Source organism: Burkholderia sp. S-53 (assembly GCF_025560745.1).
In the GTDB taxonomy this organism is placed as follows: Bacteria; Pseudomonadota; Gammaproteobacteria; order Burkholderiales; family Burkholderiaceae; genus Burkholderia; species Burkholderia pyrrocinia.
This window is the reverse complement of sequence record NZ_CP090484.1, coordinates 2,293,712-2,315,988: the sequence shown is the minus strand read 5'-3', so window position 1 is coordinate 2,315,988 and position 22,277 is coordinate 2,293,712. Positions and strand designations below refer to the sequence as shown.

The following is a 22,277-nucleotide window of genomic DNA, read 5'->3' as shown; positions in this document are numbered from 1 at the left end:
AAATCATAAAGAAGATTTGCACGAAACACAGTCTCGTACATAAATAGAATTTATGCCTAAAACCCCCGCCGCCATTTGGCAAATGCCACCAGCCACCGTTGCGGCTCTCGAGCGTTTGGGCGCAGACCTTGCCGTGGCTCGTCTACGCAGAAAAGAGTCGCTCGTTTCCTGGGCGGCCCGGCTCGGAGTGAGTGTACCGACTCTGATGCGGATAGAGGCGGGCGAAGCGGGCGTAGGCATTGGCCTCTACGCAACGGCGCTGTGGCTCATAGGCCGGGATGGAGCGCTCGCCGAACTGGCCTCTCCGGAAACGGACCGGGGGGCACTCGAGATGGACGTGCGGGAGGCCGTTGAGCTCGGAAAATCTCGGGCAAAGGCGTCCGCACAGGCCCGACTAAGCCGCAAGGAAAAGCGTATCGACCGCCGGTGATTAAGAACGCAATGGGCGCAAGACTCTTTCAGTAAGGCGATAAAAGCAAGCCCAATCTGCATGCGTTGCATGCCAACTCGTTGGCACAACCTTCGTTCGTCGAGATGTTCCGTTCAGTGATGAAAAGGGTCTCGCGAAGGAAGTGGTCTTTTGCCACGGTTGTGACGAGGTAATCGCGATGCCGGCGCAGTCCACGCCGGCAATTCGAGATGCTCGACAACGGCTAGTCGTTGATGAGGCGCTAAACGCGCATCAGTTCGGCGGGCGCGCGCACGACTCGCCGCGACGTTGAAACGCTGGTCACGCGCGTTCCCTGAAAGCACATGGCAGCGCTCGGGGTCGGCCACCCTCGACAGGAACAGGATGTCGCGCCCACGGATGGGTCGGCGTTTCTCAACAGGGAGCCTCTGGACTCTTCTCGCGCCTGATTCGATTATAAAGAGTCGTATATGACCTATTAAATGACATATTGACCCATATTTGACCGTTATCAGCAGCGCACTGACACCCATCTGAGAAATGTTTTATAGCAGCCAAATATGACGCATTAACCAATTAAGGGTTCATGACCGATAAACCAAAAACAGCGGCGACGCCCAAACCTTCCGGCCGCTTCACCGAAAATCCGATGCCCTTGCCGGTCGAGCGTGCGCTGGTTGCTGCCGGAGATGACCTTGCGCTGGCCCGCCGACGCCGGGGGCTTTCTATGTCATCCATGGCGGAGCGGGCGGGCATCTCAAAAAAGACGCTCTACCGGCTGGAACAGGGCGACCCCGGAGTGTCGTGGGGCGCTGTGATTCGGGTCCTGAACATCCTGAATCTCCTCCCCGAGCTCAACAAGGCCCTGAACACCACCAATGATGCGCTCGGCCTGGCGCTCATGAACAAGGCGGTGCCCAAACGCATCCGGGTACGCAAAGCCAACCCGGACAGTGGAGCCCTGTAATGGCGACGACAAAAAAAGCAAAAACCAGCACAACGCGGACGCTGCTCGTCTATCTGGGCGACACGGGACTGGAAGTGGGCGAACTGCAATTTTCCAGACAGGGGCAAAAAGAGGTCTCGGCATTCCGGTACTCCCCCGCCTGGCTCAGTAATCCAGATTGCTTCGCACTGTCTCCGGACCTCCCCCTGAGCATCGACTTTCAATACCGCACAGGAAGCAAGGAGACTTCTACCTTTGCGGGTGCCATTGCCGATACTGAGCCTGATGGCTGGGGACGCCGTGTCATTAACTGCGCCCATGCCAAACGGCGCAAGGCCGAAAAAGACGCCGGCCGAGACGCCGGTTCCGCACAGCTGTCAGACCTGGACTATTTGCTGGGGGTGCTGGATTCCAGTCGCATTGGCGCACTGCGCTTCAGGGACAATGCCGACGGTCCCTTTCTCGATGTGCCCCATGACGACAACTTGCCTCAAGGAACTCACGATGTCCCGCTGCAGACCTTGCTTCAGGCATCGAAAGCGGTCGAATCCGGCAAGGAAACGGCGATGGACCTCGCGTATTTGAAAGGGCGCGGCACCTCGCTCGGCGGTATGCGACCCAAAGCAACGGTTCTGAAGCCCGACGGCACCCTGACCATCGCCAAGTTTCCGAGCGTGAGTGATGCGCGTGACGTGGCGCGCGGTGAGGTGCTGGCGCTGTTGCTCGCGAAAGTGGCGGGCCTGAATGCATCCGAGGCCGAAGTCGTCATGTCTGACACACAGGCCGTCGCGCTTATCGTACGTTTTGACCGCCCCCTGGCTGGTGGTCGCATCCCTTACCTGTCTGCGGCCTCGTTGCTGCAGCTGGATTCCAGGGAAGATGGTGCCTACACGCAGATTGCGGAGGCCATTGACCGGTTCTCCCCGAGACCCCTCGAAGACAAGCAGGAGCTTTGGGCGCGCATCTGCTTCAGCATGCTCATCACCAACGTGGATGACCACATGCACAACCACGGCTTCCTGCACAGCGGCGGGGGGCAGTGGCGGCTCGCCCCGCTGTTTGACGTGAACCCGTTCCCCGACAAGGAACCCATCCTGAAAACCGCCGTGACCGAAGCGAACGGTGAAACCGGAGATATCCAAGAGGCGTTGGATGCGGCGGCATACTTTGGCGTGTCCGATGACGACGCTCATGCAATCCTGACCCGGATGATGGCTGCCCTGAACGACTGGAAACGACTCGCCCGGTCCCCGGCCGTGGGGATGGGTGATGATGAAATCGACAAGGTCGCGCCTGCTTTTGAGAACGACAACTGGGATACGGTAGCGTCCTTTCTGGAACAATGAACCGGCCAATCGGACCGCCTGCACATCCCAAGTAGCGCGCGAACACAGCTACCAAGGCGTTTTCGCCAAAGCGATTCGGGTCGTGGTGTTCTCTTCAGGACAAACGAATCTACGTTTCGAACCTCGCGGGGAACGTTCGTGAGAGCGCAGTGACGAGTTGGCGTTGAAAGGCGAGAACGGGTATTTATTTGACCTCGACCACGTGACGGTTCGGGCATTGTTTGTTCCATGCGACGAACCGGGCTACGAAATTAATGCAATTTCGGTCACGTCCGCCGACAGCGTCGTCGACGTTTTGCTCCGAGCAATTACAAAAGCGAAGAAGCGCCAACGGCCGGCATGATGTACCTGCTTTTCTGGCGACTCTACCGTGTGGCGATTTCCTCGCAACTATGAATTGCAACACACGGACAGCGTTCCCATCTCGCATGGACAAACTGAAACATCGCGTGGACATCGTTGTCCCTGGTGACGAAGTAATCGCAATACGCTAGCGCGCCCATCGCATGCTGGAGGTCAAGCGCGTCTTGCGGCTCTGGGCGAAATCCCGCTTCCACTCTAAACCGCTGACATAAGTCCTCAGATTTGATTGTGGGGCATGTTCGTTTTATCCCTCGACCGTCCTGGCCTAGTAGCCGAGGAAGGTCACCGTAGAGTCGCGTCGAAATGGCGACTGGGAGGCATGACCGTGCAGGCAGGCGGGCTCGATAGTATTCCTCGTCGATAATCATCGCGTTGTCCCGTGCGAAACCCTCAGCAAGCGCGCGACGGCCGACCAGGATTGCGTCGGGCGTCTCCCGGGCTGCCCGAGCCACCAACTCCAAAGCCGCTCTGTCACGATGCCAAGCGATGACGCAATCGGCCACGGTTTCGCCTATAACGACATCCCTAGCTCCGTACGTTGACCAAAGCTGCGACATTGTCGTGTTCAACGGGCGAACAGGCCGCATTTCTGGACCATGAAGTTTGCGCGTGATGTATCGACTCAGCTCCTCGGTCTGCAGGTACACGGGGTTGCTCAACCATTGGGGTGAAAGCTCTTCAAGTAATTCAATCGAGGCTGCAACATGCCTCTCATCTTCAGACCGGGCAATCTCATATAGATTGACAGCGGAAAGAACGACTGTCGTCTTGCTATCGGTAAGCATCTCAAGACTGGCTCGATATTCGACGTCACCGGAATTGGTTGACCGTTGTGCGACCAGCCACGTAAAGACGTTGTGGTCAATGTAGACGAGCATATCTCCCCCAAACTACGCTGCACCCAGCGTCTATCGTTCACTCCTTGTTGCGCTTTGCCACATAGTCGTGCACTTGCGCGTCAGTGCGTAGCTGTTCGATATACCAGGAAAACTCTCCGGCGTGGGGAGACGCCTCGACAAGGTCGGCCATCGCGTTGACGTCCCAAACGTAGAGGAAGAAGGTTACGGGCTGGAATCCTTTATACGGCCGTGCTTGGTCGAAGAAATGCGTAAGGCCGCCCTGTGTGTTCATGCAAAGTTCGCGGAATGCTTCAATCGCATCTGCATCCTTCGAGCCGTCCCCCAGATGTCCAAGACCGTACAGCACAACAAAGAGGTCTTGCTCTTCAACCACAGCGCCGGACGCAATTGCACCTCGGGCTCGTTCGCGCCACACCCCGATTGCATGTTCGACGACGTCGGGCTCAGTGATGTACCGGGTAGCTTCCGCAATCTTGTGTTGCTCTGCGCCTCGTACTAGACCGTGGGCCATCCCGACCGTGGACAAAAAGTCGAAGCCGAAAACCAGGGGTACGCTTCCGACAAACTTGGGTATCGCGTCGCGTACCTTGTCTGGCATGTGCTGCAAGCAGTTTGCAACGAGTGTTGCCACTGCCCGGCTGTAGTCGCGCGACGATGACTGCGCAAGCTTGTCGACAGCGCAGCTACGTGTAACTTCTTGTACGACCCCGTCGCTGTTGAGCGCCTTCGCCGTATCCAGGTAGGCAATCATGTGATTAACCATCTCGGTGGCCCGTTGACCATCCAAGTCGTTCAACATCTCGCCAAGTCCGTCGGGCAGCCCCAAGAGCCGATGAATGTCCGCTACCTCCTGGACGCCGGTTACCGACGTGCATGCGAGGAATCGGATGAGCCGCGAGAGTTCGGATATTCGAAGGTGGCTGCGCGGAGACTCGGTGCGACCTCCCGTGACGAGAGGAAACAAGAATTTGACTGCCGTGGTAACAATAGTGCATTCAGCTTTGTCTTCCGGCAAGTGCACTTGCCATGCTTCGCGCCGCTTGTCCTGTGTGCTGCCAAAATACATTGACCAATCAGTGGAATGGAGCTCCTCCGCAAGTGACCAATAGGAGCCGGTGAACAGCTCCGGGCTCTTAACTACCGTGTCACGCATCGCCGGAAATCTGTGGAAGAGGGATTCGGCAACGATGACGTCAGCAGCGTTCACTTCGTGCGTCGTACTACCGAGGCTGAGTGTTAGGCGATTGATGAGACGGGAGACGTCCCGAGGATAGCGAAGCATGCTGCATGTCAGGGACATCGCTTTGCCCATGAGGTCGGCTTCGAAGACTTCAAGTTCCCGGCCAATGCGCGTTAGCAAAGCCTGGATTTCCTCGGAAAGGTGCTGCTGCAGTTGCCAAGGAAATGCTGGCGAAATGGGATATGCGACCTGCACGATTTTTTCGATGTATGCGTTCCCTCCCGCTGTTGGTCCGCCACCCAGGCTTTCGGCGATGACGTTGCGGTCATAGGCCAGCAGGTAGGCGACGCGCGGGAAATCCGCTACGGCTTTGATGGTCCGGAACACTGCCTTGATTTCGTCAGGCGTCAAGCGGTCAAGGTCGTCTACGACAACGACAATAGGCCGGTCGAGCTCTTGTAGTACTGCTATGACGTCCTTTTTCCGTTGGCTTAGGCCCACTTTGACCGAGACGAGCTTCTCGGCCTCTTCGACGACCTTCTTGGCGTTGTCTACCGCATCCCCGATGTCGGCTGCAAACTCACCCGCATGATGAAGCGCGGTTCCGACAGTTTCTGCTGCAACGCCGACCAGGCTGACCCCGGGGACGTATTTGAGGTACTTGAGGTGTCGCATCAACCCGGCGTATCCGAGAACCTTCGACGCGAGGGCGAGTGATTTTTCGGCCTGTTTCGTGCCGGCATTCATGCCGATGCCTGATGCGAGTTCGGTAAGGAGAGCTTCGACAAGGGCATCGGCACCGGCGAGCATCCATGGGTTGAATTCAACGACGATTGGGCCGTCGTCGGAAGCGTTCTCGAGGGACTCAATGAGGTATCGAATGACCGTCGTCTTACCGGAGCCCCAGGGGCCCTCAATTCCGACGACGATTCCTGGACTACCAGCCGGCAGTGCCAACAGACGACCAAGCTGTTCAGCAAACGAGCGGCGACTGTATAGGTCGGAGACGGTATGCGGCTGGTCATGCCTAAGCGCGGTGGATTCTGCCGAAGTCATTTCCCCGGTTCTCCGAAAAGGTGAGCTGTTGTGGCGACAGAGTTGCGCCAGCAAGGACTCTGGAGAACTTATCACGGAACTCTTTCGCCTTCTCGATTTGCGTGAATCTCGACCTTGGAAAATCTCGTGAATTCGACGGTGATTGCCCAGATATGTGATTTGATGCCAGGGACAACGCAAAGGGCCGAATGCTATCGTTGTCGCAGCAATCAGTCTCAAGCAGACTACACGAGGCGGATGGCTTCCGCGACGGTTTCCTTGCGCCAATAGAGGGGCACTTGCCTACGTCGTCCAGGAGAGCGGCGGGTCCACGAGATTCGAGGCCGTCGGCTCACCCGGCCAGTCCGGACGCTTTATATCAAAGCCTGTGACATAGCTTGATAGGTCGCCCCTGAGTATCCAGCCGCGCTTGAGCGTGAGCAGGTCGATTGCCCGTCTGAGGCAGCGCTATGTCTTTGATTTCAAAAGATTGGCCGCACAAATCTCAATTTTCGTTTTTATGCGGCCAATGGCATGCGACACCGAGGCATTGCACTCGAAGCGTCGGGGGCTGTCTGTGGCGATTCGTGCCCTCGAGTTGTTTAGTTACCTCGTCAGATTCGACGCGGTGTTTGTCGCCGGCGTCGCTGCTGCTTGAGCTGGCGTGCCGTTGATAGAGCCGGTACTTGCGTCACCAGGGATTCCCTGCGGCTCATCGCCGTTTACGAACGACACGGTGATGGTTTCCGGATAGGCGTAGGCCGAGCCATTTGCCTTGTCAACCCCATCCAGGACCAAGGCTCCTACGCCTAACAGGACGACATTTCCAACTATCGTTCCCGTGCGTGTCCTCGACTTAACGGCCGTGGTGATGTCGCGTTCGCCATCTTTCGAGCATCGGATATTCAAGTCATCCTGTGCCCGATGGACGCTGCCCTTCCCGGGCGTGGTCACCGTCCAGCTACCCCTTGAGTTCGACAAGATGCAGTCCGCTCCTGCAACGTCTGCTGCGTTCTTTTGTGTTTTTACTGATACGTTTTGCGTGGTCCCGCCAGTAACCGTCGCGCAGCCGGTTATCAGAATCGCGAGAAAGATGCAAGCGGTCGTCGCTGCAATTTGCCGGTGTTTCACGTTGAGTTATCCCAAGTATGGTCGTGAGTCTTTCCCGCCGAGCGCTAACACGCCGCTCAGCGGTGCCTTAAAAGTGGGACGTGCCCGACTGACGCGGGCTCGTACGTCATAGACAGGGCGCACGGTCATAACGGGCGATGCGTGCTCACGCCTGGCGTTGAATGCGCGCGGGCCTCAGTCGGGATGCCCTCGGAGACAATGGCGGGCACATACCGCAACGGCGCCGCTACATGGCAGCGCCAAGGACCGTTCCAGCACGTGGCTCAGGGAACCCAGTAGCCCTTGGGCGGCCGCCAGTATTGACCGTCGTGCAGCTTCATGTACAACTGCTTGAAGCTCTCCGGAGCATCGAGGAAGTTGTGCCCGAAATCCCAATAGATATTGGTCAGCTGGCACTCGTCCGCTTTGTCTTTATGACAAAGTGCCATTGCTTTCCTCACAGCGGTGGCAGTATCCGGGTCGGCATATGCTGACCAGTATTGGTTTTGTGCCGTCACGAGGGCAATGACAGCCGGCCCGTCGAATGTGGCGATTGATTTGCAGCTACCCCGAAACCGGTCTTCGAAGCTGTTGTCCTGTACGCACTCCATATGCGCTTGGCCCCATGCCTGCCCCTTACTTGGCCACACGCCGGACACATAGAATGTGTGCGAAAAACCATGCTGGTCATTCTCGATGTATGGGCCCGAGACAATGTCGGTCCATGCATACGTCGCCGGCGTGGCGATGGCTAGCAAAGCTGCGGCGAGTACTGACGCCACGACAATCCCCGATTTCTTCACGTTTTCCCCGTCTGTTCAATGTCGACCGATGTCCGGCCACTCGTGGTCTTGAGGGTCGCGCACGCGGATGTAGGCGCGAGACACCCCCGGTGCGCTGGCGGGAGCCAGCTTCTTATGTTTCAGTTGTCATCCCAGGCGGGCTCGCGGCGGCATAGCGTCGGCGCGCCGTCCGTGGGACGACAGTCTGCGTTTTGTTTGGGGATATCGCACTAATGTGTCGACTATCAACAGATTGGAACCTTATCAAATCGCGCGATGCAACTCAACATTTTTATGTGTCTCTCCACAGGTTGAGTTGAGTAATGGCTACAAGCCTCGCGTCGGTCATCGGCCGGAATATCGCATCGGTTCGGAAGCAGCGCGGGCTGACGCAGGGGGCCGTCGCTGAGCGCATTGAGGTCGACGCCGAGACGGTTTCGCGATTCGAGCGAGGTGCGGTGATGCCGGGCATTGCAACACTGGAGCGGCTCTGCGCTGCTCTCGAGTGCTCGTGGATGGACCTACTGGAGGGGGGCTCCGGCGACGCGCAGCAAGTCGCGCCGGATATCGTGCGTCTTCTCGCTCCCTTGAAACAGGAAGACCGCCTGTTTCTTCTGGAGCAAGTCAAAGTGTGGGCGGCGAGATTACTCGCCGGATAAGCTGTGGCGGGAATTGCTCCAGGCCTCTGACAAATTCAAGATTGTTATCTTGTGTTCGTTAACGGGCTAGGGTGAATGGATATGCTGGATGCTTGGTTGCGAAATCCCGTAACCTAGTTTTTCGAATATCGGGTGACGTGCATGAGAGCGGACGCTGCGTTGCGCGTGAGCGTGCTGCGCAGGACGCCGCGTTTACTGTCGGTTTTGGACCGGCGCTCACAGAAGTAAAGACACTTTCTCCCAAAGCGAGTGGTGCAACTGACGAGCATGGAATGAACAATAACTGGTTTCTCGTAGCGCGCAAATGGTTAGGCCAAACATTCGCTCGCCTTTCGGAAAAGATAGCGAACATCGCAGAGCCTATATTCGGCTTTCCTTTTTTTGGTGGCGTGACCAGTGCACTCGGCGTGTTAGCAGGTTTCCTCGGGAGCATTTACGATAAGCAAATCGAAGCAGCAGGCTATCACCTTTGGACGAGCCGGGAATCGACCGAGTTTTGGCTGTCAGTGTTTGCGGTCGGTATTAGCTTCTCTGGAACGGTCTGGGCGCAGTCCCGGGACACAAGACGAGGGCGGAGCGAGATGCTCAAGGAGACCGACCGCCTGAAGGCGATGGTCAACCGGTTACATTCTCTCCCGCCGTCGGGGTATCTCGGCGCCTTCGAAGAAAGACTTGAGGAAGCCGGGCAGGCGGCCGTTTTAGCGCTGACAATGCCGTTGGACAAGTCCGAAGTCGAACAGGCTATTAGAACCGTACTTGCGACATTGCTTGACTTAGCTCGAAAATTCCATGAGCCAGAGCCTTCAGGGGCTCGGTATGGCGTCAATATCATGATGTTTAGAACAGTCGACAATAATATATCGGCTACCGAGCTTCAGGCAATTGAAGGAACAATGCACTTGTGGGATAAAACGGGGGACCTTAGGCGATACAAGGGTTACCTAGAGCTAATGCCAGTATTTTCGGTATCATCTGATGATACCGAAAAAGTTGACAGCACCTTGCACCCGCTAGCTTTGCCCGTGCCGCATACGCCCAGCAATAATCCAAGAGATTGGGGTAGGTCCGCCGTTCTACCGGGCGCGCCGTGGACTTTTGTTACAGGCGATGCTTCAGGTTTCGCGACCACGGACCACGTCGCGATGAAAGCTGAACAAGGGGATTTTGCGCCTAGCCTTGTCGATTCGGTACGCGCATACTTCAAGCAAGCCAAGCAGAGAGGTATCAGTGGCATGGTCTCGTTGCCACTGCCGGCCTATCCCGGATACGAGATGATTGACCCCAATATCGGGGGCCGGATGGGGGTACTCAACATTCATCGCAACATTGAGGACTTCATGGGAGAGGGCCAGCTTGACCTCTTTGCACCACTCGCTGCGCCGTTCTGCGCACTACTCGCGCGACTCATCGCCACATACGAGAACCGCCTGTAGTGCTACACTCTGCACATACTAGGAGCATGTAATGTTCAAATTCCAAACTTCGCCCAACCAGACTAAGAAGCAGCTGCTCGATGCCCTGAGTAAGGATGTGAAGGAAAAAACTCAGTCGAAAGACGTCTACGAGCGGCGCACGGTCAATATTCCGCTCGGCGGGATAGCTGTGCCTTTGGTCAAAATTGGGGAGCGATGACAGCTCCGTCGCTAAAGGGGTCCGCCCCTTTAGCGACAGCTCTGTGTGAACTGCTGTTGCCTAGGCCCTTCGACTGCAGTGCTATGAGTTTAGTCGTTGATGGTTCGAAGCGGGTCGCCGTACACAGTTAATGCTAAGCAATCCGCTGGGTTGTCCCCGCGTCGTTCTGCAACGGCATTGTTCGCCTCGAAACAGGCGTCAATCACGGGCTTTCCACATTGCCATGCGGCGAGGAATTTCGGAAGCCAGGCGATAGTCACTGTTGAATCCAAGGGCCACGGTGAGGCGATTACAACGGCGCATCCCCGGTCCAGTAGCGTACGGGCCAGCCCTACTGTCGTCTCTGCATCAGGATGAGGGTCCGTTCTACCTCCGCTGCACACAAACAGAACCATGACGCCGACGTTTCGGAAGGCATTTGCGAAATCATCCGTTAGGACAACGAGCCGGCCTTCGTCGCTTACGCGCTGGAAAAAATTCTGTTTCGGAATCAAGCTTCCATGCGCAACGATAATTGCCAGTTGAGACCTGCTGAAGTCTTTAGGCAGCGATTCCTCGGTATCTAGCGCAATATCGTGCTGCAATATGGTATCGGTCAAGTAGTCGCCCAACACTGCTAACGTGCCGGTAGCTGCAGGACCGGCTGGAATCCAAGCCTTTATTCCCTTTGTTGTTTCCAGGCGTCTGCTCCTTGCATGCGCCAACCAAGCTACCGACGGCGTAGCCGCCATTGCCCGTGACTTTCCCGAGAACGTTCCATCGACCCACAGCAGATTCGGAGGAATGCTCTTAAGGTCGGTGTCAAACACCAAAATTACCCGACCTTCAGGGAGACTTGATAGACCAAGGCGCTCTGCCGTGTCGTAGAAGAGATTGGGCGTCTTGTTGTCGTCAATGCCGTACTTAAAGGGAAATTCCTTTCGCCACTCGCGAAAATATTCTGACGAAAAAGTATTGACATCTTCGCGGGTTATCCCTCGAAGTGCCCCATTGCTAGCCACCACAGTAACTAATTTTCCATCGTTGTCCAATGCACCCATGACAATCGATACGTCTTCCTTCGATACGTGAGTTACGAATAGTTCGGTCTCGAATTCAGTGCTGGTCCGAGGAACCGGCTGCGAAGCAATCTCCCATCCGGGGAGCGCCATTGCGCGGTCTGCCAGCAAGTCCAGAGCAAACGCTAGCTCCGAGTTCAACGCGTTTCCATTGTCTATTGTGATAAATCGACGAGCGGCCATCGTGACACCATGTGGGTCATGTCCAGCATCATCTGAAAAGCGGGACGTCTCATAGCGGTGGTGAAGTTGTAGCAGGTCAACGACCGTCACACGGTCTTTGGCAACAACCTTTGCAGGCTCAGCCACCGACGGTTCCACGGCGCTCTCCAGCGACTCCAATATGCCCACGACCTCCGGTGGCACTGCGACTCGGTGCTTTCTAGCCATCTGAACAAGTTGTGCCAGGAGTACATAGGTTGGGGCTACGGCATCGTTCCGCGCGCGTGCCGACCGCAAATTTGCAGCAGCTGCATCGATGAGAGGCGGTAATTTTGTTTCTGCGTTAGTCGAGTCAATTGAAAGCTCCTTCATATCAATTTGCAAATGCAGAAACTCTATCTGATGAGCGTTTTGCTCATAAGCCTCCATTTTTACTAGCAACGACTTTTCGGCCGCAACCGCTTTCCTGGCAATCTCGAATAAGCCCAAATCGCGCAACGTGCGACCGAAAGTGTTTGTTTGCTCACGAGCAATTTCTAGTTCAATCTGGCCGCGATTCATTACCGAGCAGGCTAAGCCGATAAGGGCCATTTCAGGATTACGGAGACGGCAGCTAACTTCCGCCATCGATTGCCAGGCCAGACGACGGCCAGCGGGCCCGACTGGATTGCTCTGCAGAATTTGTTCGTAAAGGTCTCGCGCGAGCTGCCCCTTTCCAGCGAGCGCCACTGCGCGACTCACTAGCGACATCATCTTGAGGCCCGCGTTATCGACCCCCATATGCGAGGAGAGGCTTACCCCGAGCGCGAGGAACTGCAATAGAGTATTTACGTTTTCTTCAGAACCAACGTCTGCGGCCATTGTTTGAAGACAAGAGAGAACGGCTGGGAAAAATCGGTCAGGGTTCTCTGGCACCAACTTACTAGGTAATTTTAATTTCGTAAGCACAACCGGTGCTATGGCTTCTAGCCATCCGAACCCGTTCCTCAAAAAGCTTTCTTGCTGGAACAACTCTTCTGTTGACATGCCCGTTACGGGAGAGTACGGACGCGCCGTGACCGGCCGTTCGAACTCTTTCATCACAATATGCGCGAGGATTGCAATGCCGAGCCGACCAGCAACTCCGGTTGAAAGGAGATGCCCTAGCCTGAGGCGGGTTGGCGTATCAGCGGGATGCAAGGCAAGGTAACCTATAACAGTCGCAACTGTGTGCCGAACATCTGTCTCCATCGCATGCTCATCCACTGCGTTGGGCAGCGACAGAAGCTTTTCGAGCACGTCGAGGACAAGATGAACATCTCGTCTCGCCAAGTTTTCGACCGATGAACCGTCAAGAACAAGCGAATACGCGTGCCACACCAAGTTTCTTCGTAGTGCATCCTTTGTGCACACAAATTTGGAAAGACCCTGCCAGGTCGGAATGGAATCTAAATGTTGCTTCACGTGCGCGTAGTTGGGTACTTGCACCTCAGGACCAATGTGTTTCGCCAAAAACGCATAAACGCGTCCGACCTCATCTGCCTGTGCTTCGGGCGTCAGGAGGTGAAATGCTGCTCCGAAATCGCCAGCGGCCGTGGCAAGTCGTAACTTTGCGCGTTTGGCAGCTCGTGCGTCGGGCATCAGCGACTCAAGACGCGCAATCGCACGCTGCTGTGCCCCGCTATTGTCAAGGGATGCCGCGATTTCAAGCGCGAGTTCCAGACCTTCAATTGAGTCCAGCTCCTTAATAGCTCGTTCAAGGAGGGGCTCGGCAAATTGTAGTGCACCAGCGTCAACTGCTGCTTGTGCGAGAAGTACGAGCGCTAGAGGATTCGTAGCTGAGTTCGGCGAAAGTTGTTTAAGCTCAAGTAAGACCTGTCCGTGAAGTCCGGCTCGATGAAAAATGCGCGTCTTCAGGAAGGCCTTTTCATCGGCGAATTCGCTTGGCAACTCATCAACGGAGCGAAGCGCCTCCCCAAGCTTGCCGTCATCGACCAAACGTCTCCATTCATTCGCCTTCGTGAAAACTAAAGCTTGGTCGTGTGCAATGCCTCGAGCGACGACACCAATGTTGGGAATGGATAGAAATCGTTCGGCCAGTTCTCGTCGATAAGGAAACAGCTGACCTGCATCCACTACAGCATATGCACCTGCGGAAGCAACCGCATCAGAAACTTGTTTGGTGAATTCATAAAGACTGGGTGCCCAGTAGTCCTCCGGGAGAGTGAACCCCTCACGCCCATTCGAAACCTTATCGTGTGCATCCAGGTTTTCATCTCGGAGTGAAGCCGCTCCGACGACTATCAAGATAGTATTTTTCTTTAAACACGATAGTAAGCGAAGCGCGTCGCCCCTCCGCAAGCTAGGCGCAAGAAAAAAGTCAATTTTTGCGGGGGGCGTTTGGTCCGCCGTATCGTTGCGTGATGTCCGATAAATTCGCTGCCCCAGGCCATCTATAAATGAAGTGACATCCTTCAGTCTTTCGGCGACGCTTTTTGTGAGCAGAAGACTAATCCCGCGTATGATGCTTTTATCAGGAATAGTCTCAAAGATGGCGAAAATCATTGATTCGATACGTGCCTCAGGTTCGGAGTTGCCTAAAAATGATACGTCGGTCTCCCCTGTCACGGATCGCCGTTATGGAGCCAATCCGTGATCGGCATATAGGCGCCACCTGATGATCGGCGCATAGGCGCCAGTCCAGGATCGGCGTAAAGACGCCAGCAGCGCCGGGGCAAAGGCGCGGTTCGAACTTTCCTAGTCGGTACGCTCTGTTCTTTTTGAACGGAGCGTCCATGGCCAATCGGAGGTTCGAATTGTTTGAGTATCGCCAAGTCCTTGTCCGTATGCGGCAGGGCGACTCCGACCGCGACATCGCGCGCGGCGGACTGATGGGACGCAAGAAGCTCACGAGCGTACGCCGCGAAGCACAGACGCGGGGTTGGCTCGATCCCACGCAACCGTTGCCGGACGATACGGTTATTGCAGGGGTCTTCGGCCGCACGCCGCATCTGCCGAGTACCTGTGTGTCGACTGTGGAGCCGTTTCGCGAGCAGATTCGCAACTGGCTCGCGGCTGGCGTTCAGGGCACCACGATCCACGCCGCACTTCGCCGCAACCACGGCTACACCGGTAGCTACTCGGCAGTTCGCCGTATGGTTGGGCATCTTGCCGCCGAGCGCGGCGTGGCTGCCACGACGATCCTCGAGTTCGCGCCGGCCGACGCGGTGCAGGTCGACTTCGGCGCCGGTCCCGTGCTGAGCGTCGAGAGCATTGAGGTTCGGACGTGGATCTTCGTGATGACGTTGTGCTGGTCGCGTCACCAGTACGCCGAGATCGTGCTGGATCAAACCGTCGAGACGTGGCTGGCTTGCCACCGGCGCGCCTTCGAATGGTTCGGCGGCCGGCCTAGCCGGATCATCATCGACAACGCGAAGTGCGCGATCATCCGAGCCTGCCGGTACGATCCGGCCGTACAACGCTCCTACGCGGCGCTTGCCGAGGCCTACGGCTTCAAGATCGACGCCTGTCCGCCACGCGATCCCCAGAAGAAAGGCGTCGTCGAGTCGGGCGTCAAATACGTCAAGAAGTCCTTCGTGCCGCTGCGCGAGTTCCGGGATCTGGCCGATGCGAATCGGCAGCTTCGCGAGTGGGTCCTGCAGGAAGCCGGCACACGCACGCACGGCACGACCCACGAGCAACCGCTCGCGCGCTTCGCGATCGAGAAGCCGCTGCTCGCGGCGTTGCCGGACGTGGCGCCGGTGATCTCCGTCTGGAAGGAAGTCAGCGTCCACCGCGACGGCCACATCGTCTACCGCAACGCGCTGTACTCGGCACCGTATGCACTGGTCGGCAAGCCCCTCTGGCTGAAGGCGACCGACACGGTCATCCAGTTGTACCACCAGCATCAGCTCGTCGCGACCCACCCGCGGCAACGGGCCGGTGGTCGCCATACGGTCCGGGACCATCAGCCGCCCGAAGCTCAGGCCTGGCTCGAACACGATCCGCAGTGGTGTCTGGCCCGGGCGAAGGAGATCGGGCCGTCGTGCCACGGCGTGATCCTCGCGTTGTTCAACGACACGGTGCTCGTGAACCTGCGCGGCGCGCAGGGCCTCATCCGGCTGCGCGAGCAGGTCGGCGACGCCCGGCTGGAAGCGGCCTGCGAGCGCGCGCTCGCCTTCAGCAGCCCGAAGTATCGCACCGTCAAGGGCATCCTCGACAAGGGCCTGGAAGGCCAGGCCACCACGCGCGCTACCGCGATGCCGGGCGGTACCTACCAGGACGGCGGCCGCTTCGGCCGTGACCTTCAATCCCTGCTGATCCACTGAATCCATGAATCCGAGTCCCGAACTGAATTCCATCCTCAAGCAGCTTCGCCTGTCCGGCATCCTCGACTCGCTCGAACAGCGCAACCGCGAGGCCATCGACGGACAACTTGCCTACACCGAGTTCCTCGCGATGCTGCTGCACGACGAGGTTGCCCGCCGCGAGAACCGCAAGCTCGCCATCCGCCTCTCGCGTGCCGGCTTCGCCATCGGCAAGACGCTCGAGTCCTTCGACTTCGACCTGCTGCCCGCCTTGAACCGCGCCTACGTCTACGATCTCGCGGCCGGCCGCTATCTCGACGAGAAGGTCTCGATCCTGATCGCCGGGCAGACAGGCACGGGCAAGAGCCATCTGGCGCAAGCGCTGGGACATTGCGCGGCCCGACAGGGGCGCGACGTGCTGTTCATCTCGCAGACCGAGCTGTTCAAGCGGCTGAACGCCGCGCGCGCGACCGGTACCTACGAACGCCGGTTCCAGCAGTTCGCCAAGGTACCGCTGCTGATCGTTGACGACTTCGCGCTTAAACCTCTGCATACCCCGCAGGATGAGGACTTCCACGATCTCGTGGATGCCCGCTACGAGCGCGCGGCGACGATCCTCACATCGAATCTGCACTTCGATGAATGGGGCGCCGCGTTCCCCGACAACCGCATCCTCGGCACAGCAACTCTGGATCGGTTACGCCACGGCGCCTACCGGCTCGTGCTTGAAGGCGACAGCCGACGCGCACCGAAACCCATGCCTGATCTGCCCCAAAATACAGTTGCCAAAAACGGTAAAAAACCGCAACCTTGAAACCGTTCGAACCCGCGCTTTACCCCAGTTCTACTGGCGCCATTACGCCGATCATCCCCGGCTCCTTTACGCCGATCCGTGACATCCCCGAAGGAAATGGGATTTTTTCTCCAAAAGTTGAGGAGCGCCTCTTTGATTTCATTGCGGTATTGTTGTGACACGGTTTAACCCTTTTTATTTAAATGATGCAGAAGAACAGTGGACTTGACGACGCCGCAGTTCGATGGTGTTCACGTGGGCTGGTAGCGGTCAGCCAACTCGAATGTGTGGCATCGCAGTCTAGTAAGTGCGGTCGACGGCAAACGAAGTTATGACGCTACACCGACCGAAGCAGTTCTACAGGCCTCAGAGACCGCATTGACGCGTGCGCCGAACGTTTTCCAGTACCGTCCACTCTCTTGCAAAGCGATATCCATAGTCGTTTTTCCCCCGAAGTCCCACGATTCATATCACTGGACCATAAGCTAAGCGCCGACCGCGACTGCGCCATGTCAACGGCATTGACAGCAACCGCTGTCATTCCGAAAAAACAGCCTCAAATTGAGGACTTGACTCAGCTAACGCTTCATCGGGTCGGCAAGTACGCATCCGCTATGTCGACGGTATCGAAGCGCAGGATTCCATCGCGTGGTACGACCTGCGCGCGTCCAGTCACGGCGCTTCGCACACCGCAGTTCGCCGCAGAACATGTGATAAGGAAACCGTCGTAGCGCTCGTGCTCCCCTTGGACCAGCCGCTCGACCCTTACAGGGATTAAATCCTGCGGGTCCATTCGATTAAAATTACAAGAGTCTTGCTGCTTGATTTCCTGCTCAGCCTTTGCTCGCCCGTGACTCGCCGCGACCGTGGTCATGATGAAATAGATGAACATGAAAATTAAAGCAGCGAGGAAGAGCAAGAGAAACGAAACAATCACGACCTGACTCGTCGTCAATTTCTTTGGAGTTTTTTGAGCGGTTTTTACTTTGGTTTCTTTATAACCCGCTTCCGCCCCCCTCCATTTCTTCCAACGCCGTCCCGCCAAAATCAAAAGCGCGATGATGTACGACGCTGAAATTGCAGGGAATATGATTGCGGAAAGTAAATTGGAGAACCCAATGTTTACACCAAAATAGACCATGTCGCCATGGTCCCATGGAAACATCGGAGGGTATAGGCCATGTGTGATGAGATAGGAGTCTCTGTAGGCCCGCCCTTGGCAGAAAAAGAGCCCAGCAAAGACGGCAATCCACAGGCTGGCGTTTGCTGCGAGTCCTAAAGCAGCCGTCCACGTTGAGTCACGTGCCGTGTTCCGCGAAGCGGCTGACGTCTGCGCGCGCAGTGCTGCAACTTGACTCGGTTTTATAAATTTCTCTTTCATAACCGTAACCATCTAGTGTGACTGGCAAGTATCGCCCCTCGGCTCGAAGCCGGGGTCGCAGAACCATCCATGACCGGAAATATCGAGATGGGCATGCGGAGGTACGATAAGTTTGATACACCCCAGGCCTCGTTCGACGTATCCGGTGTTGCACTGCCAGCCATATCCATTCGGCTCGTAGTGCGCGTTGACTGGTATCTTCGCCTTCGGCGGAAATGTGCTGTCAGTAGCCGACGCTGTGCAGCCGATACGGTCGACGCCAGGTGGACAATCGCCACCTCGGGTGGGCGGCTGTTGTGTCGCCGGAAACGTCGCAACAGGTTCAGGGGAGGAGCCGGGAGCCATCGGCGATGACTCAGTACGTGAAATGCTCTGATGCCGTGGTTTCGTGTGGTCTGGCTTCGCCGACTCTCGCTCGCGATGGCGATTAGGTGAATGAAGAGTCGAACTTGAGGATTGTCCTGGGTTTGCAATCCCTGCTGCGGCCGCCGGTCGTTGCTGCTCGGGGGCGGTTGCCGACACGGGAACCCGTACGCGGTAAAGATGATATCCGCCGATGCACAAGCCGATGGCGAAGAGCGCAGCCAACGCGGCTGATATGGGACGTCGACGTGAATTGGCCGACGGCGGTCGCTCACCGACGCGACCGTTATGCCAGCCACTGTATGCGTTGAGGCCCGGCTTTGCTGTAGAGGACGGCGTGTGCCGCCAACGTTTGTCCTTGAAGGCGGATATTCCGGCAACGATGGCTTCGGCGTCTGCCGGTGGCGCGCCGACCTCGCTCAGCAACGAAACGGCTGTTGAGAGCGACGTTTCCGGCGCAGCCTCCAGCGCGGCTCCGACCCACGTTAGGTAGCGTTTAGCGTCGATAGTGGAATTGGTTGTCTGTATGGACATCGGCAAGGTGCGTAAAATTTTCGGGCAAGTAGCGAAGGTCTTATTGAAGGTAAGACGGAACAGGAGGAACCCACTCGCTTTGCGGCCCGAGGATGGCCGCACACTTATCGAAATTGTCGAACTGCTCCCAGACCCTCCGATTGCCTATCACGTAGACTCTTCGCTTGGCGCGACTGACTGCGACGTTCAGCAGATTTGGCTTTTTTGACGCCCAAGCCTTCGCACCAGGCCTCTTCGGATTTCCGCCCAGCACCAGGAGCACGACGTCAGACTCCTTGCCTTGGACCGTATGAATCGTTCCGACCTCGACGTTCGAAAGCTTTGCTTTATGTAGCAGCGACTCGAGTCCGCGAACGACGTCCCGAAAGGGCGAAATCACGTAGATTTTGTCACGGGCTTCCGGCACGACATCACGCAGTATGGACAATGCCATCTCTCCTTCCGCCGGTATCCAGTGGCCTTCAGCGTCAGCGCTTTCGACGTGTATCCACGCAGAAGGTGGCAGGTGGAATGGTTTCCTGCCTTCTGTACCGAACACCATCATGTCGTTGTACGCAATCTTGTTTGATATGCGGAACATCTCTTCATCGCAACGACGATGCACGCGCAACGGCGAGCTGACCCATAACGGTTTGCGCTCGTGGTCGACCAATACTGTCCCGACTGTCGCGACGCGGTCCGCGAGCTTTTGCGTGGAGAGCCGACCCGGAAGCCACGTTTCGCTCACGTCGAACTTGCCGCGCAATGCCTGCTGCGCGCTGAATGGAATGGTAAGAACGGGCTCGAGCTGCAGTGGGTCCCCAACGACAATCGCTCGCTTTGCACGCCATATTCCGCCAACGGCGCTCTGAGGGACGGCTTGACCAGCCTCATCGATGAGGAGCCACCCCAGTTCTTCTCTACCAAGATGTTCGAACAACCGAGGAAGCGAAGCGAACGTCGTGGAAACTACCGGGACTATGAAAAAGAGTGTCTGCCATGCTGCGCGCACAGCAGCATGCGCAGCATCCGCCGGCACGCTCCCCTGAAGTACGTCGAATAGCGCGGTTAAGTTTTTCCCGATATCCGCCGCTTGTGAAATGACGAACGCCTTGTGGAGATTCAGGGCTTCCATGAAGACGCGTGTCCGCGCAGCATTCCATGCGGGGTCGACCCACGGAGAACTTTTCTCGCGTCCGACGTCATCGGTATGCCATGTCGCGAAGGAGGGGAGGTGTTCCCCAAGAACTTGCTTAGCTTCAGCCAGAGATTTGCGTAGCCGCTCGACGACTTCTCTCTCCTTTGCCAGGGTCCTCTCGGCCGCAGTCCGAAAGCCCGTTGAAGCCTCCTGGATTTCCACCATGGCATCTGCAAGCTCTTGCGCTGCCTGCTTGCTTTTTCTGGCCTCGCGCTCTACCTTTGCGAGTTCCTGATTCCTTGCGTTCCAGGTCCCATATGCTCTTCCCAGAGTGAATACGATTCGAAGAATGCCCGGTCGATTGCTGACATGAGAAGCCAAGGTTGCTGAAGCGTTCTCATGTTCGATGTGCGCACGTTCGTGTTCAGCGGCGGCCGCCTGCTGTGCAATCGTCGAGTTGAGCTCGGCCTGCCGCCGACGTTCCACTTCGGCCGCAAATCCCTTTTCACGCGCCAACGCTTTGGAGAGCTCGCCAATACGCTCAAACCATGACTGTCGTTGTGCTCGAAGCTTCTTTTCAGTATCGAGCGCCTGCTGAAAGCTCGTCTTCGCCGCTCCCCAATCTATGAGGGCTGAATCTTGCGAATAGAGCCAACTCGAAAACCCCAGCCTCTTCTCAATGCCGTCTCCCCCAGGTGCATCTGACGCTTCGCGTGACTCGTCCTGCCAGAACCGTTTCTTGAAAATCGCCCGGTTCGCCTTGCTTCCAAGGCGCGCCGCGAGCAGCCCCCACGCTGGCTTTTCGATGACCCGTGATGCGAATTCAGTGAAATAGTCGAAACCTTGAGCCCAGCTTGCATCGACCGCATCGATGCCAGGAATATCGAGCGTCACGTTTTCGACTGCGCCATTGTTCGCCGACGCAACGACAATTTCGAATCCAGATAGTGCGTCACTCCAGAGCTTGACGGTTCGCTCCTTATCTTGAGCCTTCATGCTGGCCACGCCGGTAAACGCATGCGCGGGCGAGCTGAGTTTGTTCAAAACCAACGCGCGCGAAACGACGACCGACGCCACAAGGTCGCGCAAGAGCGTTGTTTTGCCCGTGCCGGGAGGGCCGTTGATGCCAAACAGTCCTCCTGTTTGTTCTACTTGCTCGAGTAGTTGGTTAATGGCGAACTGTTGGCCATAGACGAGTGGATGATGTCCTTTGCTGGGCCACCTACCATGAGGAAACACTTCGGGCGCCAACGAATGGAAAGGCAGGGCAAGCTTCTGCCGAACATCTACACGTCTCGATTCGTCCACTGCACCGTCGGCGGCAAGATATTCATGCAATGCGGGGCCGACGTTACCTGCCTCGACCTGGCTCGCGACCAAGCTCAGGTCGTCCATGAAGAAGCTGTTGAGGAAGTCCGCTCCGTCAGCTTCGTAGGCGTATCGCTCAGGCACCCGGCGAGACGAAATACGCATGCCGTCCGATATCTCCGGCATTTCAATATGTAACTCGCGGAGCAGCCAAGCAGATACCTTTCCGATATCCCCTAGAGTCACCGGGCGTCCGACGCTGATGCCATCGGCTTGCAGCTTATGACCCGCCTCGTCGCCTTCCTCGAGTGCCAGTTCCTGACGTAGCTGCGAGTCGAATTTCTTTGCAAACTCGGCGTAGCCCTCCAGCCAATTGGATGCGCTAGGTCCCGGCGAAATCGTCCTGCCCCAGGCCCACGCGCAGGTCGAAAGCACAGCGTTATCAAACAGCACGCGGCCGTCATGCGTTACTGATAGGCAAAACAGTGCGGTATCGATGTCGAGACGTTCGTCATACGAGTCCGGGTCCACCCCGAACTTCTCTTGTAGAAGGTCGCGCAACGCACGTACCGGATAGACCCCGGCGTATACCTCGTGCCGCCAAACATCGTTGCCGATTCGCCGCCGCATCACAGCGTGACGCTTATCCCACGGTGCAATCGCGTTCAGAGCGCGAAAGTCGTTTGTAGGTGTCTTTTTGTCTTCCGGTTTGACTTTCGGAACGGATTGCGGACAAAAAATTTCAATCGCCCGCCAGTAACGCAGTACGCTTGCTGTATCGGTCACTTGGAGATTCGGAGTGTGTTGTCAGAACTGGAATGGTCCAGGTAGTGCGATGCTCAGGTCCATCAAATAATACACGACGCCCTCCGCCGACAATGGTGTCGAATTCGATGCATCTTGATTGCCGACGCGGTTATCGATGATTTTCCGCTTTATGCTTATCACGTCGT

The 22,277-nt window shown here is 56.9% G+C and carries 15 protein-coding genes; 9 read left to right on the top strand and 6 right to left on the bottom strand.

What is annotated here, in order from left to right:
* Nucleotides 1-995 precede the first annotated feature (995 nt).
* The 3 genes from LXM88_RS32470 to LXM88_RS32460 all read left to right on the top strand — a co-directional run bounded on the left by LXM88_RS32470 (nt 996) and on the right by LXM88_RS32460 (nt 3,044).
* Nucleotides 996-1,376, top strand: a complete 381-nt coding sequence (locus LXM88_RS32470; RefSeq protein ID WP_262543540.1) for a helix-turn-helix domain-containing protein — start codon at nt 996-998, stop codon at nt 1,374-1,376.
* Nucleotides 1,376-2,701 (top strand): type II toxin-antitoxin system HipA family toxin, encoded by a 1,326-nt coding sequence (locus LXM88_RS32465; RefSeq protein ID WP_262543539.1) that lies wholly within the window; start codon nt 1,376-1,378, stop codon nt 2,699-2,701. Before LXM88_RS32470 ends, LXM88_RS32465 begins: the two co-directional genes overlap by 1 nt.
* Before the next feature lie 163 nt (nt 2,702-2,864).
* The gene (locus LXM88_RS32460) at nt 2,865-3,044 is read left to right on the top strand and encodes a hypothetical protein (protein WP_262543538.1); all 180 of its coding nucleotides are present in this window, start codon (nt 2,865-2,867) and stop codon (nt 3,042-3,044) included.
* A 935-nt stretch (nt 3,045-3,979) separates the two neighbouring features.
* On the opposite strand, the gene LXM88_RS32455 is transcribed toward LXM88_RS32460, so the two are convergent.
* From LXM88_RS32455 to LXM88_RS32445, 3 genes are all read right to left on the bottom strand, one after another.
* The gene (locus tag LXM88_RS32455; RefSeq protein ID WP_262543537.1) at nt 3,980-6,160 is read right to left on the bottom strand and encodes a KAP family P-loop NTPase fold protein; all 2,181 of its coding nucleotides are present in this window, start codon (nt 6,158-6,160) and stop codon (nt 3,980-3,982) included.
* 585 nt (nt 6,161-6,745) lie between these two features.
* Nucleotides 6,746-7,270 carry a hypothetical protein gene (locus tag LXM88_RS32450; RefSeq protein ID WP_262543536.1) on the bottom strand — a complete coding sequence of 175 codons (525 nt, stop codon included), beginning with the start codon at nt 7,268-7,270 and terminating at the stop codon, nt 6,746-6,748.
* Between the two features lie 263 nt (nt 7,271-7,533).
* Nucleotides 7,534-8,052 carry a hypothetical protein gene (locus LXM88_RS32445; protein WP_262543535.1) on the bottom strand — a complete coding sequence of 173 codons (519 nt, stop codon included), beginning with the start codon at nt 8,050-8,052 and terminating at the stop codon, nt 7,534-7,536.
* A gap of 302 nt (nt 8,053-8,354) precedes the next feature.
* On the opposite strand from LXM88_RS32445, the gene LXM88_RS32440 reads away from it, so the two are divergent.
* The 3 genes from LXM88_RS32440 to LXM88_RS32430 all read left to right on the top strand — a co-directional run bounded on the left by LXM88_RS32440 (nt 8,355) and on the right by LXM88_RS32430 (nt 10,322).
* Nucleotides 8,355-8,690: a helix-turn-helix domain-containing protein gene (locus tag LXM88_RS32440; protein ID WP_262543534.1), complete on the top strand. Its 336-nt coding sequence runs from the start codon at nt 8,355-8,357 to the stop codon at nt 8,688-8,690.
* A gap of 272 nt (nt 8,691-8,962) precedes the next feature.
* A complete protein-coding gene (locus LXM88_RS32435) occupies nt 8,963-10,123 on the top strand; it encodes a hypothetical protein (RefSeq protein ID WP_262543532.1) in 1,161 nt (386 codons plus the stop codon).
* A gap of 31 nt (nt 10,124-10,154) precedes the next feature.
* Nucleotides 10,155-10,322 (top strand): hypothetical protein, encoded by a 168-nt coding sequence (locus LXM88_RS32430; protein ID WP_262543530.1) that lies wholly within the window; start codon nt 10,155-10,157, stop codon nt 10,320-10,322.
* 89 nt (nt 10,323-10,411) lie between these two features.
* Here the strand turns inward: LXM88_RS32430 and LXM88_RS32425 are convergent, their stop codons facing one another.
* Nucleotides 10,412-14,086: a CHAT domain-containing protein gene (locus LXM88_RS32425; RefSeq protein ID WP_262543529.1), complete on the bottom strand. Its 3,675-nt coding sequence runs from the start codon at nt 14,084-14,086 to the stop codon at nt 10,412-10,414.
* Between the two features lie 251 nt (nt 14,087-14,337).
* Here LXM88_RS32425 and istA point away from each other — a divergent pair, with 251 nt between their 5' ends.
* The 3 genes from istA to LXM88_RS32410 are packed head-to-tail and all read left to right on the top strand — an operon-like array spanning nt 14,338 to nt 16,800.
* Nucleotides 14,338-15,849, top strand: coding sequence for an IS21 family transposase (gene istA / locus LXM88_RS32420; protein ID WP_262531624.1), 1,512 nt, complete (start codon nt 14,338-14,340; stop codon nt 15,847-15,849).
* A 4-nt stretch (nt 15,850-15,853) separates the two neighbouring features.
* On the top strand, nt 15,854-16,642 hold the full coding sequence (istB, locus tag LXM88_RS32415) for an IS21-like element helper ATPase IstB (protein WP_262531593.1): 789 nt from the start codon (nt 15,854-15,856) through the stop codon (nt 16,640-16,642).
* Nucleotides 16,639-16,800: a hypothetical protein gene (locus LXM88_RS32410; RefSeq protein ID WP_262543528.1), complete on the top strand. Its 162-nt coding sequence runs from the start codon at nt 16,639-16,641 to the stop codon at nt 16,798-16,800. The genes istB and LXM88_RS32410 overlap by 4 nt, the downstream gene beginning before the upstream one ends.
* A gap of 407 nt (nt 16,801-17,207) precedes the next feature.
* Here LXM88_RS32410 and LXM88_RS32405 read toward each other — a convergent pair whose 3' ends face one another.
* Nucleotides 17,208-18,002, bottom strand: coding sequence for a hypothetical protein (locus LXM88_RS32405; protein WP_262543527.1), 795 nt, complete (start codon nt 18,000-18,002; stop codon nt 17,208-17,210).
* 937 nt (nt 18,003-18,939) lie between these two features.
* Nucleotides 18,940-22,110, bottom strand: coding sequence for a DEAD/DEAH box helicase (locus LXM88_RS32400; protein WP_262543526.1), 3,171 nt, complete (start codon nt 22,108-22,110; stop codon nt 18,940-18,942).
* Between the last annotated feature and the right edge of the window lie 167 nt (nt 22,111-22,277).

Excerpts from the sequence above, each read along its gene's own strand:
- LXM88_RS32435 (WP_262543532.1), top strand. The coding sequence starts at position 8,963 with ATGAACAATAACTGGTTTCTCGTAGCGCGCAAATGGTTAGGCCAAACA.
- LXM88_RS32405 (WP_262543527.1), bottom strand. The coding sequence starts at position 18,002 with ATGAAAGAGAAATTTATAAAACCGAGTCAAGTTGCAGCACTGCGCGCG.
- istB (WP_262531593.1), top strand. The coding sequence starts at position 15,854 with ATGAATCCGAGTCCCGAACTGAATTCCATCCTCAAGCAGCTTCGCCTG.
- LXM88_RS32440 (WP_262543534.1), top strand. The coding sequence starts at position 8,355 with ATGGCTACAAGCCTCGCGTCGGTCATCGGCCGGAATATCGCATCGGTT.
- LXM88_RS32425 (WP_262543529.1), bottom strand. The coding sequence starts at position 14,086 with ATGATTTTCGCCATCTTTGAGACTATTCCTGATAAAAGCATCATACGC.
- LXM88_RS32465 (WP_262543539.1), top strand. The coding sequence starts at position 1,376 with ATGGCGACGACAAAAAAAGCAAAAACCAGCACAACGCGGACGCTGCTC.
- LXM88_RS32455 (WP_262543537.1), bottom strand. The coding sequence starts at position 6,160 with ATGACTTCGGCAGAATCCACCGCGCTTAGGCATGACCAGCCGCATACC.
- LXM88_RS32470 (WP_262543540.1), top strand. The coding sequence starts at position 996 with ATGACCGATAAACCAAAAACAGCGGCGACGCCCAAACCTTCCGGCCGC.
- LXM88_RS32430 (WP_262543530.1), top strand. The coding sequence starts at position 10,155 with ATGTTCAAATTCCAAACTTCGCCCAACCAGACTAAGAAGCAGCTGCTC.